This is a genomic window from Pseudomonas sp. UBA3149, from assembly GCF_002364655.1.
GTDB classification, from domain to species: domain Bacteria; phylum Pseudomonadota; class Gammaproteobacteria; order Pseudomonadales; family Pseudomonadaceae; genus Chryseomonas; species Chryseomonas luteola.
In genome coordinates this window covers 76509-91922 of record NZ_DEYV01000003.1, presented here as the reverse complement: position 1 = coordinate 91922, position 15414 = coordinate 76509, and the positions used below count along the sequence as shown (strand labels likewise).

Genomic DNA, 15414 nt, shown 5'->3' with positions numbered 1-15414 from the left:
GGACGGGCTAAAGCCCGCCCCTTAACCAAACGTTAGCCCCTATTAATCTGCAAGTCTGTAGGTGAGAAATGGACAGCGAAGACACAGTTAAAGAGTTTGCTGGAGGGGATTCAATAACACTTAAAATGCAGCTCACACCAGAACAACACAGCATGATGAGGGAGTGGTCACTAAGCATTCCTACTTTATACCTGCTAGATATTTGCGTTGTAAGCGCGACAAAACTCCCAAGCACTTCCCTCGAGAGGAATCCTCGAAAAGCCAATGTCGTTAAATATCTTCGTGAATTAGATAGACCCAGCAACTGTTTTTCATACCTTTTTGCATTAATGGAGAAGGTCAGCGATTCGCGCGGCATTGATACAGACGAAGAATTAGAGAGAAAAATACTATCTGACCTTACCGCCATGAGAGATTTCTTCAAGAATGCTCGCGTATATGAATCCAATGAGTTTGTTTTGGAATTCCTCAGGGCGCTGAGAGGTAACCCCATTGAAGAAAAACGACATAATTACTTGGGTTTTTTAAGGGTTTTAAACGACCAATTTAAACTAGGCAACCCTGTATCATCTAAGCAACGATTAAATACAGCTAAAAACATCTTAGAACAAACAAATCGTTTCAATTTTAGTAGGCAACACCCAATTGCTGCTATTGGGCTTGCGTGCCTTTACGGAAACCCTGCTGCAAATAAGCTGATGAAATTCAAAGCTGATCCTCAGAATTTTGATGCCGAAAACGCTTTAGCAGACATTATGCTAATAACTAGGTTTGCAGGCATCAAGCTTGAGATTGAGCAACTAGGACGTAATGGAGCCGGTGCGTACCTCAGGTCAAACTTTATTACAGATGACAATGGCCTCATTGAAATAATTAAATGCTTCACCCCTAACGTAGTTAAGCATGTAGACAAACAGAATGGTCGAGAAATCCAAACAACAATGACAGTTAAGTTAAAAGAACTTCTTACGGATATACAAACTGAAGAATATGAAAATTTGCTTAATTTGTTAAACCAGAGCTAGGTGCTGACAAGTGGTTCAAGCTCTTCGCTTCGCTCACTGGACCGGCTAAAGCTGGCCCCTTAACCAAACGTTAGCCGCCAAAGACCTTAAGATCCACGGCCAGAGAGCAATCATGTTTGCGGAGTTAAAAACAAGGAACTGCATCTTTACGGCAACACAGCTGAGCTCAATGCAGTCGCTAGATCAATTCATAAAGGCAGGCACGGCGCGTCAGCATCCTTTGATCTTTGCAGCTCAACCTCCTTTTTTTCCACACTGCACACCAGGTGTCATGGCAAGCTCGCCACCATAGAAATTATAGAATCGGAGATTTACATAAATTACTCCGAGTCTATAAAAAACCACCTCTACACCTACTTCTCAATGCCATCTGACACACAACCGGGTGCTTTGTTTTCCCTCACTCACTCAAGCCGAGACGATCCATCATTGCTGGCAGACAGCTCGCTTGAATTAATCATCCATGTTATTTCTAGCAAGACATGAGAGCTCGGCTAACAAATGGTTCAAACCGTTCGCTGCGCTCACTGGGACGGGCTAAAGCCCGCCCCTTAACCAAACGTTAGGCTCAGGAAATAGAATGCCGTTAAATCACTCATCGCAGTATGCAGAACTAACTGACGAGCATTTCCAAGCTATCGGCAAGCTCACGGTTGAGTGGTCGAACATTGAATTTCTACTTGGGGAGCTACTTTCTCGTCTATTGGTTACACCGACTTTCTTAGCACGCACCTACACTGACCATATGTCCGGAGCGAAGCGTCAAGAGGCCATCAGAGAAGCTTGTGAAATACATAGATATCGATATAGGTACAAGCTGGTAAACGAAGATCAAATCAAACATATTCAAGAAATAAACAACCAGATTATACCACTTAGATCTACTAGAAATAAATTCGCTCATTTCTGCTGGTCACGAAGTAATGACGAGCAGATATTTGGCACAAATTTCTGTGGTGGCATTCCTGAGGGAAATAAGCATAGGAAAAGCTTTATCTCTTTCACCGTTACCGAGCTAGTTGAGTTTCATAAAAAAGCCTATGCAATTGTAGAGCTACTATCGGAAGCAATACAGGAACTTCCTGAAATGCAAGAGGAAGGTTTATCTAGCAAAGTCACCAAGCGTTAATTCGTCGGTGCAGCCTGTGCCTAACACATGGTTCAAGGCGCTCACTTCGCTCGCTCGGGACCGGCTAAAGCCGGCCCCCTTAACCAAACGTTAGAGGATGGCCATGAGCTCAACAGCAAACATCCATAAACACCTAATTCGCTGTGTCGGCGCCATGGAGAAACTATTTTCCGAAGGCTATCTCGAAGGCGCGATAACCCTCTGGTATGCGTACGTTGATCACATGGCATGGCTCTCAACATCGGCAGATGATGTAACCCCCAAAGACTTTAAAGACTGGGTTACAAGTTACATTCTGCCCGCGGGCAGGGTTAACTGTGATGCCGATGATTTATGGGCCGCTCGGAATGGCCTGCTACATATGGGAAACGCAGAGGCAAGAGATGTAAAAAGCGGAAAGGCTTGCAGCATTTACTATTATTCTGGCCAAGCAACACCAGACCCAACGGCAATTGGCACTGCGAAGTTAGTCAACGTTAAAGAGCTTATTTTCTCCTTCATGGAAGGATCGCTGGACTTCGTTGAAAGTTTAAGAAACGATCCGGCGCAACTAGCCGTTGCAAATGAAAAAGCCAAGAAAATGCTAAGGTACATTCCGCAGTGAATCCTCTAACTACTCGCTCAACCTCGCTTACTTCGTTCGCTGGACTCGCAAAGGCTACGCTTTTGCTCGCCGGTTAGCTCAAACGTTAGGCGCAAGGGCAAAATTGGTTATTCAGCACCGAGTCAGGAAACACAATCACCGCATCAGCGCGGTGCGCCTGAATCGAATGGTCGCCTGACTGTAGAGGCGGTTATTTGTGGCCAGCAAAGGAGTTGCTTTCAAAGAATGTGCACAGCACAAATAACTTTCCGGGCCAAATCCGACACACCGTGCGCTCCGTCGGTCAAGCGCAGTGCTGGCCTCACTTGCGGCGTACGGCTGGGCAATCTAACAATTGGCTCAAGTCGTTCGCTTCGCTCACTCGGGACGGGCTAAAGCCGGCCCCTTAACCAAACGTTATAGGTAAAACCATGGACAACTCCATTAACAAAAAAATCCTGTCCGTGTATTTTAAAACCCAAATACGCAACGGATTAAAAGACCTTCGAGCCTACACGGATAAAATTGAAAACTATCTAGAAAGTCAAAAATACAAGATAGAAGAAAGGCACGATAAAGAAATCTACAAAACAGACGAGGAAAAAGACGCAGGCACTTTTTTTCGCAACATATCCCTTCGGCTAGGATATGGAAGACACATTGAAATATTTACCAAATCAGCAATAGTGTCGATCTACACATACCTTGAGTTCTTTCTTGACGATTTTTGCAAAAAAATTAACGAATACGACAAGCGCCAAATCTCACCAAAAGAGATTTATGGCAGTGGAATTTTTAGAAGCAAGACTTATCTTTCAAAGGTTTTGCTTCTTAACCTAGACGAACTAAACAAAGAATGGGAAGAGCTCGTAAAATTGAGCGAAATCAGGAACTTCCTAGTGCACTCCAATGGAGTTGCAACAAACAAAGAAGCCAAATCAAAGATACAAAAGACAATCAAAGACATACCTGGCGTAAAACTAGAAAGAGACCACATAAAAATATCGAAATCCTACATCGATGAGATATTATCAACAATAGAGTTCTTCCTAGAAAATCTTGAATCTCGATACACTGCTGAGCAGAACCTATAACAAATGGTTCAAGCCGCTCGCTTCGCTCACTCGGGACCGGCCAAAGCCGGCCCCTTAACCAAACGTTAGGCTTCCCATGCAGCTACCAACCTCAATCCCAGAACGTGACCCACAGTCTCTTTGGTCATTGCAGAGCTATTTGCTTGAATTGGCTGAAAGCCATTTTGGAAAACGCGATCAATCCAAAAAGATCTATCAACCTACATTCAGTGTTGACGGCCCCTATATCTACAATACTCCATCACTAGACGGTGCATTTGTAAGCTTGGGAAATAACAGCAAGAGCTACTGGCCTACAACTTTATATGAGATGGCTCATGAAACAGTTCATCTGTTGAATCCAATTGTTGGATATACAAATTTTTTGGAAGAAGGTGCTGCTGTTGAGTTCTCTATATACGCTCAAGAAAAATTTCTCCTCGACACCATAAAAACTCCAGAAAACGACCTGTATTACGAAGCATTAGAGTTAGTTCGCGCCCTTCCCGGAGGCTGTTTCTCAGCAGCGCACAGTATTCGCCAAGAATATGGGAGCCTTGGCTCGGTAAGTTATGAGCAGCTGCTTACATTGTTTCCTAGCAGTGAAAAGGCAACACTACTCAGGCTAGCGGAAAAATGTATACCACGATAAAGCCTAACAACTGTATATGGACTCTCCCCACAAGCAGTGAGGATAGCTTTTTCGATCCTGTCGTCAGCGCGGTTGCATTCGTATATCCGGCCTTTACTGGGCACTGCCCTGGCCATTCTGTAGTTCGCGCATCAGGGGCCAAGCGTTCAAGCGATCACAAAGATCATCATTGTTATCGACCTTGCTCTGCTGCAGGACTCGCCTGTTCCGACAGTCTCGCTTCTCACCACAACCACTAGAAACTCACTTCATTGTTAATCCCGCCGTCAGGTGGGCTTTATGCTGTGCCAGTTACCGCTGAACTGCCGCTCATGGCACCACACCGCCCAGCAGATCCTTACCAACTTGTTGGCTAATGCCACGGCGGCCTTGTTATGGCCGATGCGTTCAGCGGTGTCCAAGGCCCAACGCTGCAGTTGAGTCAGCCGCTCAGGTGTTCGCGCCTTGCAGCGTTTAGCTGCCAATAGCGCGGCTCGCGCACCATGAATCAGCAAAGTACGAACGTAGACGTTGCCTTTGCAACTGATCCGTCCAAGCCTGCGACGTTCCCCACTGCTGTATTCGTTCGGCGTCATGCCTAGCCAGACGCTGAGGTGTCGGCCGCTGGCGAAACGTTCAGGTTTGCCAACGGCGGTCTTCAACGCACTGGCTGTCAGCAGGCCAATGCCACTGACTTCGTCGAGCTTATGGACTATTTCATCATCGGCATGCCAGCGTGCCAGTTGCTCCTCGCACTCGCGCATGACTGTTCATAGAGGCCAGCACCACTTGCAGCGCTCCGCGCAAGGCACATACTTCGGCCCGCTCGATCAGCTCGCACGCCTGGCGCAGAAAAGGCTTGATGCTGTTCGGTGCGTCAACCCCTGCCTCACGCAGGATACCGCGCAACAGGTTGATGCGTTGAACACGGGATTTCTTCCAACCCTCGCGCAGCTTGTGGAGTTGCTGCACCTGCTGTTGCTGCATACTCTTGACCGGAACCGGGCGGATTTCCTGGCAGCGCGCTGCTTCCAGAATGGCGTCACAGTCGTTGCGGTCTGTCTTGTTGCGTCGCCGATACGGGCGCACGTAACGAGGGTGTAAGAGCACGACACGATGTCCTTTCTCTTGCATCAACCGACCCCAATGGTGAGCGGTGCCACAGGCTTCCATCACCCACTCGACAGGCTCGAGCTGCTCCTGTACATATTGCGCAAATGTCCTGGAGTCGAGCCGCTTGCGCCGATCCACCCGACCGACCTGAACACTCTCGGCAACCTGGTAAACGGACTTGGCCAAATCAACCGCTATGCGTTTCATTGCACCTCTCCCAGCGAACAGTCACCACTGTGTTATAGAAGAAATGTGGTGCAGGGAGAGTCCATTACAGCCTTCAAGCCGCTCGCTTCGCTCACTGGGACGGGCTAAAGCCCGCCCTTTAACCAAACGTTATAAGAGTACCTTTACCTGATGGATGTTCGTGGGCTCGACAAGCGCTTTCTTGAGAAGCAAGAGCAGCAACTGACTGAGCGTATTCGGCAACTGCAGCCAGACGCTTTGGATCGCTTTGAGGACATTACGGGAAACCGATCGATACATTCGTTTCACGCGATGCTCGGTTCCAACAATAACGTTTATGTCGACAGTGTCCGAACCGCATTTCTTGATCCAAAAGATTTTATCTCACAGTGGCTTCAAGGGCTTACGGAGCGCGTACAGAGCCAAGCCAGTCAAGGTCGTCTAAAACCAAACTACTATGGACGCGTTGGCCGTGAATATTTTCTGATGTGCGCGTTAAAGGACGATCTTCTCACTGAGTACGTGTTCCTGTTCCTAACCAGAAACTTCTATCGCAATTTCAAAGAACGTGTACGCAACAAGCCCGACGAGAATTTATGGTCAGTTTGGTTTGGATCTGGAAACCTAGTGTGGGGATTGCTCATCTCTCCCGAGATGAGAAGCGATGAATGGGTAAATGATAAATCTGAAATGCGCCGGGTCGACTTTAACTATTGGACAGTGCGGCATGTAATGCATTCAGGTCTAATAGACCTTGAATCAGATGAGCCAGTGGCATTCGATTCTCCGAAGCAGTTCTCGCAATTCTATCGGAGTATCTTGAAACGGGTCTCCAATTCTCAATATGAGAAAGGGATAGCGGATCGCTATCTTTCCTATTTGAGTAAATCCTCAAACCCATATGAAGAACCCTTTCTTATTCCTGAGTTGCGATTAGCCGGTAAAGATAAAAATCACGAGTATCGACTTGATTATGCGGTACTAAATCCTTATACGATGAGTAAAACAGGCTTTGAATTAAGCCCGGCATCTACGCATATGAAAGTGGATAGGATTCGTGATGTCACTAAAGTAGAAATGAATAAAGCACTACGTGATGATTGGGCTAAGGAGATGAGCAAGCGTAATGATTATTTTTCTAAATTTAGGATAAATACTATTACGTTTACAGACAGAGACTTGTCGAATCTTGATGGTTGTTTTTCAGTGATAGAGCAATACCTCTCTGAAAGGGGGCGCAAGTTCCCAAGAGTGGAGAAGTCATTGCAAGAAGCGCGATCAGTATTCGCAGAAATCATGCTATAACAATTGGCTGTTGCGGACGCACCTACGCTACGCTTCGGCACGCCGCAAAGCCACAACGTTAGGTTGAAACCATGATTATTGAGTGCCCATATTGCGAATCAAAGGTCGATGGAATCGTTAAGGGTGAGCACGAGTCATACGACCCTAATGAAGATCCTTTTCCATTTAAGGCAGTTCTCCTCCAATGCCCAATTTGCAACAACTCTCTACTCGGCGGGGCAGAACTTATTCAAACCGGCTGGGATAAACACGAGTGGTCTGACGCATTCAGACTGTGGCCTAAACAAGACAGCCATATTGACTGGAGCATTCCTGATATCGCACGAAACTCCCTAACTGAAGCAAGACTTTGCTATAAAGCCAGAGCCTATAGTGCTTCAGTAGTAATGAGTGGGCGCACCTTAGAGGCCGTTTGTAAATATCAAAACACGACAAGCAGAACGCTCGCAAAAGGTTTGGAAGAACTAAAATCAAAGGGCGTAATTGACGAGAGGCTCTATCGATGGAGCGATGAGCTTAGGAAGCATAGAAATATTGGCGCACATGCTTCAGAAGAAAAAATATCAAAAGAAGATGCTAAAGATTTACTAGATTTTGCTGAAGCTATTTGCGAGTACGTTTTCGTACTAAGTGAGAAATTCAATCAGTTTATGGCCAGAAAGCCAGCAAAAACCTAACAGTTGGTTAAAACCGTTCGCTTCGTTCACTGGGACGGGCTAAAGCCCGCCCCTTAACAAATGTTAGGTGCACTTAGGAGATTTTGAGTGATTGAGAGAGCAACCATTCACTTCATGTGCGGAAAAATGGGCGCTGGTAAGTCTACTTTCGCCAAATTGCTCGCAGAGTCCTCAGGTGCGGTTCTCCTATCAGAAGACGATCTGCTGCGTGGCCTCTATCCCGGCGAGGTCACCGATCTAGGCAGCTACATGACGCTGTCCGGCCGCATCAAGAACACTTTGACTGGCCATATCCATGCGCTGCTACGTCAGGGTATATCTGTTGTCTTGGACTTTCCCGGTAATACTGTGAATCAGCGGGCCTGGTTCCGGGAACTCATTGAAAGCTCAGGTGCGCACCATCAACTGCACTACCTTGATGTATCGAACGACACATGCAGACGGCAGCTTAGGGAACGCCGGTCCATTAATGGCGGTGACCCGCTGCAAGATGACGCCACGTTTGATGCCCTATTGGCCTACTTTGCGCCGCCAACACCGGAGGAGCAGTTCAATGTGGTTCGGCTTGGGGCGGGTTAAAACCCGCTTCTTAACCTAGCGTCAAATGCAGGTTACATGGACCCAACAGATCTCGATGACAAAATCGCAAAAGGCAAAATTGCTCTTTGGCTATCCCAGAACAAGTCGCGTTTATCGTCAATGTATGGAAAAAATTCCAAGCGATGCGTTGCCAGAAGTAAATGAAAGCTCAAACGCCATTGCCTTTCGATCAAGAGCTGTTTTATATAAAGTAGGTGTTGTGTATGAGTCGTTTTTTCCTAACGACATGGTGTTTATCACCAACTAATTACTGTAGCAGATTCGCCAAAGCGGGCCGCTGAACTCATAGGTTAGCCAAGCAAATGAACCGCCCTGCCGACGCAGAAGTCATCCTTCGCCTGATCCCTACTGATGTAGGAGGAAAGACATGGTCGATCAGCTCTGGGTATTTGCCTAACTTTGCCATTCGCGATGACTACCTTACATCGGTGAGAATAGAGCTGCTTGATATTGCTGAACTGGCGCCTGGCGGCGAATGTCGAGCAAACGTGTGGTTTATTACCCCCGAGGTCTATCCGAACACGCTGTGGCGGAACCGCGAGATTGTTGTTTCTGAAGCGTCCCATGTCGTCGGAAAGGCTATCGTCCTTACCGTTTTCAACCCTATTCTGGAGCGTCATAATGGCTAACCTTGCAGTCAAGTGGACTGCGCGTTCCGGCTGCCAGTTACTTTAAATGTCAGACTTAGAAGAAAAACAAACATGACTGAAGAAGAGTCGCTTCTCGCTGCTATCAACGAAAACGTGGAGTTGCACTCGTATGATTCCTCTTGGCCTAAGGTGTTTGAAGCTGAGCGAGAACGTCTCATGTCTCTGTTCCAAGATGTCTTTATAGACATTCAGCACATCGGAAGCACCGCAATTCCTGGTCTTACTTCCAAACCAATCATCGATATTATTGCCGGCGTTGAGTCCATATCAATTGCCGAACGACTTGCGTTGCCATTGTGTGAATCGGGCTATAACACTTCTGCTGAGTTCAACGAGTCATTGTCAGATCGAAAGTGGTTCATGCGTTGGGCAAACGGGCATCGAACGCATCATCTTCATCTTGTTGTCCATGGCAGTAAAATCTGGCATGAACGACTAAAATTCAGAGATAAGCTACGGTCTAATTCCGAGTACGCAGCAAGATATGCAGAGCTAAAGACCAAGCTCGCCATCATGCACTCCACAGATCGGGAGGCTTACACTAATGCAAAAGAGGAGTTCGTGGTTTCCATTTTGCGCGAGGCCTAACGAGTGGTTTAGATGGTTTGCTTCGTTCGCTGAGACTGATTAAAGCGCGACCCTCAACCAAACGTTAAGCGCCGCAAGGACGAATATGAAATACGACGACGCAAAGTGGCACTACGGTGGAGATTTTCCCGCGGATCAGCCCCAAGAGAATGGTGGAACACACATTGCACTCTTTCTCAAGTGGTGCTTTATCAAAGGATGGGCAGGCGAACTGCACACAGAAGGGAAACCAAAAGCGGTTCAAGCCGTAATCAACGGCGATTTATCTGCTACCGAGTTCTTCTTCAAATACTGTGATGGCAAGTTCATTGATAAAGATCTAAGTGACGAGGGTAGCTCATTTGCCAACAAGTACTACGGAGACGAAGGCTTGTACTTGGAAGACTATGCAAAAACCTTCGGGGAACTGATGTACGTGGCACCTGAGTCCGCACACGACTTTCAGGAGTTCTCAGCCATGCTAGACGCCAGGTATGAGAGCGGCGTCCTGACAAAAGCAAAGAAGAAGTCATGAAGCGCCAAATCCAGTACGTGTTACTTAGCCTCTCAATCGAGTGGATGTGTCCTGACAAGCCGAGCCATGTCGCTCATGCCGAACGCTAGCCCGCATGGCCATTGTCGTAGTTAGCCCATATTCTCCTGAGTGGCCAAAAGCATTCTGCGCGATCCGCGAAGAGCTGCTGCACGTGCTGTCACCATGCACTATGGAGATTGAGCATATTGGCAGTACCTCCGTGCCGGGCCTGGCCGCGAAGCCCGTCTTGGACATTTTGGTGGGCGCCCGGAGTCTTACGGCCATCGAGTCGAAAGTTCCTGATCTGGTAAGCGCCGGCTACGAGTATGTCGCAAGATATGAGCGGGAGCTGCCAAACAAGCGATATTTTGTTAAGTCCACTGGCCCGCTGCGCGTGCACGTCCACGCGGTAGAAATGGGCTCCGCCTTCTGGATGGAGCATCTGGCGTTCCGGAACCTGCTTCGTTCCGACAGCGCGCTTCGCTCGTCCTATCAGGAGCTTAAGCTTAGTCTGGCGGCCCAATATCCATCGGATAAGAGCGCCTATCAGGCGGCAAAGGGGCCTTTCATCCAGTCGGCACTGGCGGCTGCTGAAGTGCGATGATATGGGCTAAAATTCATCCAAGCCGACGCCGCTTCGTGGCGCGGCTTAACTCAGGTGTTAGGTACTTCAATGGAACTGGATCTGATGGTTTCGCCACTTTTGGGGAAATAGAGTCAGTTTCATGCTGTAAGGATCGCTATATCCTCGAAGGAGATTTTGGTGCAATTACAGTATTTGCAGATACAACCTTCATCCAACCAGCCCCTGTCTGATTAGGTAAGGGGGCCTGCTAAAACCTGCCATTTATGTCTGCATAAGGCAGCGTAATGTTGCATAAGAAGCAAAAGCAAGCCATTTGAGCTGCCGCATCACATGATCCTGCGTATAGCGAGCCAGATAGGCGTTAGCCTTAAATTAAATTCAACAGCCAGCTGCGCTCGGAATACGTGGAAGTCGTTCGGGCAGAGGCAGGAGAGCCATACTAAGTGAATGTATTAGTAACCCTTATTGTTCATCATTAAAGATTGCTTCGATAGGCAAGGCAAAAATCCGTGCTATCTGAAAGGCCAGTGGCAGGCTAGGGTCGTAGCGGCCGTTTTCGATGGCGTTGATGGTTTGTCGGGAAACGTCGAGTTGCGAGGCGAGATCGGCCTGGGACCAGTTACGTTCAGCGCGCAGCTCCTTGAGTCTGTTTTTCATCGGTAACGTAGCGTCGCTATTCTCAGCCCTATCATCCACATGAGTCCCATGATTGGCCACACCATGTGCCAGCTGATATGGGGAAAACCTACGTTTTCAAGAAACCCATAACTGAAGGTCAGCAGGGCGGAAGCCGCAAAGGCAAAGCCGAGCGCTTCAAGTTGGATGCGCAGGTGCATCTCATCAAGGCGGCGAAGCTGCCGGACGATCGCCCAACACATCAACCCGGCCGGGGCGATGGGCAATAACGAAACCACTGTCTGTACTGCCAGACTAGCGCCTTCAAGATGCCGCAGCAGGATCAGGGATGCGACCAGAACGGTACTATAAAGAAGAAGTGCAGCGCCTAACTCATAGTGATACCGGGACATGTAATGCTCCTGGATGTAAAGTCTCCTTTCCATCATTGACCATCTTATGAGATATGTAAAGCGAGCTTTACATAAATAACCGGATTTTGATTGGCCCAGCTACAAGGACCTTGTGGGAAGATACATTAAGAGGGCGAAGAGCTTGATCGCATTGACATTCAAGGCAGAAAAATAAGGGTTAAGGGCGAGCTGTTGTCCAGTAGCGTAAGGCGGTAGCACGTAGAGCTGAAGCAAAACGGCCAGACAAATGTCTAGCCGTTTGGCTGCATTACTTGAATATTATTTTGGTAAAGGCCTAGGCCTCAGAGCGTTTCGGATGCCTTGATATGGGCAATCGGGCCTAGCAGGCTAGGATCGAATTCAGCCAGTGCTTGTGCGTTCTCCACCTTTTGCGGCCAGTCGGCGTTGGCCAGCGCACCGCGTCCAATGGCAATCAGATCGGCACCGTCTTCCAGCGCCTGTGCTGCCCGCTCCGGGTCATGCAATTTGCCGTTGGCAATGACTGTAACAGTGGGAGCATAGCGGCGTGCCAGTGCTACAAGGCTGGGCCCTTCGCCAAAGGCAGGCTGCCATGCTTCGTGCTCGGTCACGTGGATGAAGTCGATACCCGCTTCGGCCAGCGTACCAAATACAATTTCTGCTCCGGCTTCGCCTTCTTTCCATTTGTGCTCGAAGTCGTTCACCTTGCCTTGGGATATGCGGATTCCCACGGGCACGTTAGCCCCGACTGCGGAGCGAACCGCTTTATACACTTCAAGGCTCAATGAAAGGCGTTGGCGAATATCACCACCCCAGCGGTCATCACGCGTGTTGGTGTAGTCGGTAAAGAACTGATCAAGCAGGTAGCCATTAGCGCCATGGAGCTCTATGCCATCGAATCCCGCAACCTCCACCGCCCGCTTGGCTGCCTGGGCAAAGCTACTGATGACATCAGCGATGTCTGCTTCGGTCATTGCTTTTGGCAGGGGATAAGGGCCTTGACCACGGTAGAACGTCATCTGCTCGCCTTTGGGTTGGAGGGCAGAGGGGGCGAGGGTGTCGTTGCGGAACCGATTGCCCTGAGTCAGTGCGCCGGCATGCATGAGTTGGGCAAAGACCTTGCTGCCTTGGACATGCAAGGTATTCACAAGAGGTTTCCAGGCCTGGGCTTGCTCGTTATCGCTCATCCCAGGCTGATACGCATAACCCTGAGCGTAAGCCTGATCGGTATACAGGCCTTCCGTGATGATCAACCCAAACCCACCACGTGCAAAGCGCTCGTAGTAACGATTCATGGTGTCGTTCGGGGTCCCGTCCTCATTGGCACTGACACGTGTCATGGGCGCTACGGCGAGGCGGTTGTTTAACGATACGCCGTTTATATCGAAATGAGTGAAAAGTGTCTTGACCATGGGATGATGTCTCCAAAGGCTTTAATGCAAAGAGAAGTCTGCCAAGCCTTTATCGATAGGCTTGAAGAGAGATCGTGTGGCTACGATAGCGAGATCTTGAGTGCTTCTGTAGTCTGCACAGGTGAGTAACCGGTATAACGGCAGGCGTTAAAATCCATGGATATGAAAGATGTTGGCGTCCTGGCAGCTATTGCAGCGGCGGGGAGTTTGTCAGGTGCGGCCCGCCGCCTCGGTATGACACCTATGTCTGTTTCACGTCGGCTGGCAGCATTGGAGCGTGAATTACGGGTTCGGCTGATTCACCGCACGACCCGCTCCGTATCGCTGACGCCTGAAGGCGAGGCGTTTTTACCGTATGCCCAGACCATGCTGGAGGCTGAGGAAGCTGCACGTGCTACGCTTTCTCCAGAGGCCTCTGGTGCTCGCGGTGTGCTGAAGATCACCGCGCCAGCGGTTTTTGGCCGCACGGTGATTGCGCCTCTATTACCCCAGCTCTTGGCAGAGCATCCTGCCTTGAAGGTGGATTTGAATCTGAGTGATAACATTGTCGATATCGTGGGGAGCGGTATCGATGTAGCCATTCGCATTGCACCTTTGCGAGACTCGAACCTGATCGCACGTCAGCTGGCAGTCAATCCACGTGTGTTATGTGCCTCCCCACAATACCTGCGGCTCAACGGCACGCCTGTTAACTCAAGTGAATTGTCCCGTCACGCCTGTCTCCTGTTGAACGGCCTTCAGCACTGGCCTTTCATGGCAGGGCAGCAGGTGCGCTCGATTCGGGTGGAGGGGCGGCTTTCCAGCAGCAGCCTTGAAGGTATTCGTACTGCCTGCCTTCAGGGGTTGGGTCTGGCGCAGCTGACCTATTGGGATGTGCATGAAGCGCTGGCAGCCGGTTCGTTGGTAGAGGTCAGCCTGGATGATGTACAGCCGCAGGCGCTGTCTATCTGGGCGCTACTACCGACTCGGCGTTATATCCCACTGAGGGTAAAGGTTTTCCTGGAACTGCTTGGAAATCGTCTGAACAGGTCTTGAAGGGTAGAGCATGGTATGGGTTCAATGATGTGGTAAGAAGAATACACATTAAATAAAGGCCTTTTGATATACCGTTCGTCGGAGTCAAGATTGCGAGATACCGTTTGTCTTATTACTGTTTATTTATACAGTAATAGCAAAGGAGGTCTCACCCATGTTCATGATTGCCCTTTTACGACGACTCAGCCCTGAAAAACAGATCGACCCTGTCTGTTGGATGGCGCAGGAAGATTATCTTTATCTGGCGCACAGGCTTTCCGAGAGCACATTCCAACCAGCGGCTTGCAAGGATGCTGAAAACGTTGTCGTGCTCAAGGTAGGGCCACATGGACAAGCTCAGTGAAGCGATCGACTCGCTTGATCTGCAAGTCATTCTGTTCCGGCCACAATCATTACTGCTTCGCTATGATCACTTACTCAACGAGACGTTGGATAGGTTACGTGGCGTTTTAGCAAAAGCCCAGCAGGCCAATCACCTTCAATATAAGCCGTCTAACAAACCAGTCCTCGTTGATACTTACAACGGTCTGGTAAAGGCCCATCGGCACATCTCCCGCTTTAAGGCATTTAATTCGGCTCGGCATGCGCGCCTGGCTTTGCTCAGGCTACTGCTCAAGCCGCTGGCCGGAGACAATCTCCAGCTGACCCATGCCCTGCGCAAAGCGGGAGGCATGCCATGAGTAATGTTGTAGCGCTCGAAGGCCTGCTTGATAGTCGTCGGGTCTGGAAGGGCCACGGCGTTCAGGTCAGAACAGGCATTCAGCCAACCGGATATGCGGAGCTGGATGAGCGATTGCCTTTTGGCGGCTGGCCTGAGGCTGCCTTGACTGAGATCCTGTTGCCCTATACTGGAATAGGGGATATCAAGCTGCTTTGGCCTACGCTTGCCCGGCTGACGCAAAGCGGTGAGCGAGTCACCTTGATTGCGCCCCCTTACGTGCCTTATCCCCAGGCCTGGATCGCCGCTGGGGTCGATATGGACTTGGTGGGTATCGTCGAAGCCAAAGGACGAGAAACCTTATGGGCTGCAGAGCAATGCCTTCGCTCGGGCAGTTGTGGTGCGGTATTGTGTTGGCCGGAACGTGCGGATGACAAGGCGCTACGCAGGCTACAAGTGGCGGCCGAGACCGGGCAGACATTGGCGTTTGTCTACCGTAGCCTTGAAGAGGCTGCCAATCCATCACCTGCTGCCCTACGGCTAGTGATAGAGCCCAGCCCGTTACAGCTGCGCATCCTCAAGTGCCGTGGCGGTCAACCGAAAGCACTGCCTCTTCCTGCGGCTGCCTGGCGCTAAGGGGAC

The 15414-nt window shown here is 49.4% G+C and carries 20 protein-coding genes and 1 pseudogene; 17 read left to right on the top strand and 4 right to left on the bottom strand.

Annotated elements, in window-relative coordinates; all coding sequences use genetic code 11:
* The first annotated feature begins 68 nt into the window (after positions 1-68).
* The 5 genes from B3729_RS01420 to B3729_RS01400 all read left to right on the top strand — a co-directional run bounded on the left by B3729_RS01420 (position 69) and on the right by B3729_RS01400 (position 4462).
* Positions 69-1025 (top strand): hypothetical protein, encoded by a 957-nt coding sequence (locus B3729_RS01420; RefSeq protein ID WP_286786851.1) that lies wholly within the window; start codon positions 69-71, stop codon positions 1023-1025.
* Between the two features lie 580 nt (positions 1026-1605).
* On the top strand, positions 1606-2154 hold the full coding sequence (locus B3729_RS01415) for a hypothetical protein (RefSeq protein ID WP_286786850.1): 549 nt from the start codon (positions 1606-1608) through the stop codon (positions 2152-2154).
* Between the two features lie 103 nt (positions 2155-2257).
* The gene (locus B3729_RS01410) at positions 2258-2758 is read left to right on the top strand and encodes a hypothetical protein (protein WP_286786849.1); all 501 of its coding nucleotides are present in this window, start codon (positions 2258-2260) and stop codon (positions 2756-2758) included.
* A gap of 410 nt (positions 2759-3168) precedes the next feature.
* Positions 3169-3831: a hypothetical protein gene (locus tag B3729_RS01405; RefSeq protein ID WP_286786848.1), complete on the top strand. Its 663-nt coding sequence runs from the start codon at positions 3169-3171 to the stop codon at positions 3829-3831.
* Between the two features lie 76 nt (positions 3832-3907).
* Entirely contained in the window at positions 3908-4462 is a 555-nt protein-coding gene (locus B3729_RS01400) for a hypothetical protein (protein WP_286786847.1), read from the top strand.
* A gap of 266 nt (positions 4463-4728) precedes the next feature.
* Here B3729_RS01400 and B3729_RS01395 read toward each other — a convergent pair.
* Positions 4729-5761, bottom strand: a pseudogene (locus tag B3729_RS01395) (IS110 family transposase).
* A 150-nt stretch (positions 5762-5911) separates the two neighbouring features.
* Here B3729_RS01395 and B3729_RS01390 point away from each other — a divergent pair.
* From B3729_RS01390 to B3729_RS01355, 8 genes are all read left to right on the top strand, one after another.
* Entirely contained in the window at positions 5912-7045 is a 1134-nt protein-coding gene (locus tag B3729_RS01390) for a hypothetical protein (protein WP_286786846.1), read from the top strand.
* A gap of 71 nt (positions 7046-7116) precedes the next feature.
* A complete protein-coding gene (locus B3729_RS01385; RefSeq protein ID WP_286786845.1) occupies positions 7117-7722 on the top strand; it encodes a DUF4145 domain-containing protein in 606 nt (201 codons plus the stop codon).
* Between the two features lie 87 nt (positions 7723-7809).
* Positions 7810-8301 carry an AAA family ATPase gene (locus B3729_RS01380; protein ID WP_286786844.1) on the top strand — a complete coding sequence of 164 codons (492 nt, stop codon included), beginning with the start codon at positions 7810-7812 and terminating at the stop codon, positions 8299-8301.
* 55 nt (positions 8302-8356) lie between these two features.
* Positions 8357-8569, top strand: a complete 213-nt coding sequence (locus tag B3729_RS01375; RefSeq protein ID WP_286786843.1) for a hypothetical protein — start codon at positions 8357-8359, stop codon at positions 8567-8569.
* Positions 8570-8624: 55 nt separating this feature from the next.
* Complete coding sequence (locus tag B3729_RS01370) at positions 8625-8951, top strand: hypothetical protein (protein ID WP_286786842.1); 327 nt, start codon at positions 8625-8627, stop codon at positions 8949-8951.
* 72 nt (positions 8952-9023) lie between these two features.
* Positions 9024-9560 carry a GrpB family protein gene (locus B3729_RS01365; protein ID WP_286786841.1) on the top strand — a complete coding sequence of 179 codons (537 nt, stop codon included), beginning with the start codon at positions 9024-9026 and terminating at the stop codon, positions 9558-9560.
* Positions 9561-9645: 85 nt separating this feature from the next.
* On the top strand, positions 9646-10074 hold the full coding sequence (locus B3729_RS01360) for a hypothetical protein (protein ID WP_286786840.1): 429 nt from the start codon (positions 9646-9648) through the stop codon (positions 10072-10074).
* Positions 10075-10168: 94 nt separating this feature from the next.
* Complete coding sequence (locus B3729_RS01355; protein ID WP_286786839.1) at positions 10169-10678, top strand: GrpB family protein; 510 nt, start codon at positions 10169-10171, stop codon at positions 10676-10678.
* Positions 10679-11122: 444 nt separating this feature from the next.
* Here the strand turns inward: B3729_RS01355 and B3729_RS01350 are convergent, their stop codons facing one another.
* The 3 genes from B3729_RS01350 to B3729_RS01340 all read right to left on the bottom strand — a co-directional run bounded on the left by B3729_RS01350 (position 11123) and on the right by B3729_RS01340 (position 13079).
* On the bottom strand, positions 11123-11317 hold the full coding sequence (locus B3729_RS01350; protein WP_286786838.1) for a helix-turn-helix transcriptional regulator: 195 nt from the start codon (positions 11315-11317) through the stop codon (positions 11123-11125).
* The gene (locus B3729_RS01345) at positions 11314-11688 is read right to left on the bottom strand and encodes a hypothetical protein (protein ID WP_074829237.1); all 375 of its coding nucleotides are present in this window, start codon (positions 11686-11688) and stop codon (positions 11314-11316) included. The genes B3729_RS01350 and B3729_RS01345 overlap by 4 nt, the downstream gene beginning before the upstream one ends.
* A gap of 302 nt (positions 11689-11990) precedes the next feature.
* Positions 11991-13079 carry an NADH:flavin oxidoreductase gene (locus tag B3729_RS01340; RefSeq protein WP_286786837.1) on the bottom strand — a complete coding sequence of 363 codons (1089 nt, stop codon included), beginning with the start codon at positions 13077-13079 and terminating at the stop codon, positions 11991-11993.
* A gap of 156 nt (positions 13080-13235) precedes the next feature.
* On the opposite strand from B3729_RS01340, the gene B3729_RS01335 reads away from it, so the two are divergent.
* The 4 genes from B3729_RS01335 (at position 13236) to imuA (ending at position 15408) form a co-directional block, all read left to right on the top strand.
* Positions 13236-14114: a LysR substrate-binding domain-containing protein gene (locus B3729_RS01335; protein ID WP_286786836.1), complete on the top strand. Its 879-nt coding sequence runs from the start codon at positions 13236-13238 to the stop codon at positions 14112-14114.
* A 154-nt stretch (positions 14115-14268) separates the two neighbouring features.
* Positions 14269-14457: a hypothetical protein gene (locus B3729_RS01330; RefSeq protein WP_286786835.1), complete on the top strand. Its 189-nt coding sequence runs from the start codon at positions 14269-14271 to the stop codon at positions 14455-14457.
* Positions 14441-14794 carry a hypothetical protein gene (locus B3729_RS01325; RefSeq protein ID WP_286786834.1) on the top strand — a complete coding sequence of 118 codons (354 nt, stop codon included), beginning with the start codon at positions 14441-14443 and terminating at the stop codon, positions 14792-14794. Before B3729_RS01330 ends, B3729_RS01325 begins: the two co-directional genes overlap by 17 nt.
* Entirely contained in the window at positions 14791-15408 is a 618-nt protein-coding gene (gene imuA / locus B3729_RS01320; protein WP_286786833.1) for a translesion DNA synthesis-associated protein ImuA, read from the top strand. Before B3729_RS01325 ends, imuA begins: the two co-directional genes overlap by 4 nt.
* The last annotated feature ends 6 nt before the right edge of the window (positions 15409-15414 follow it).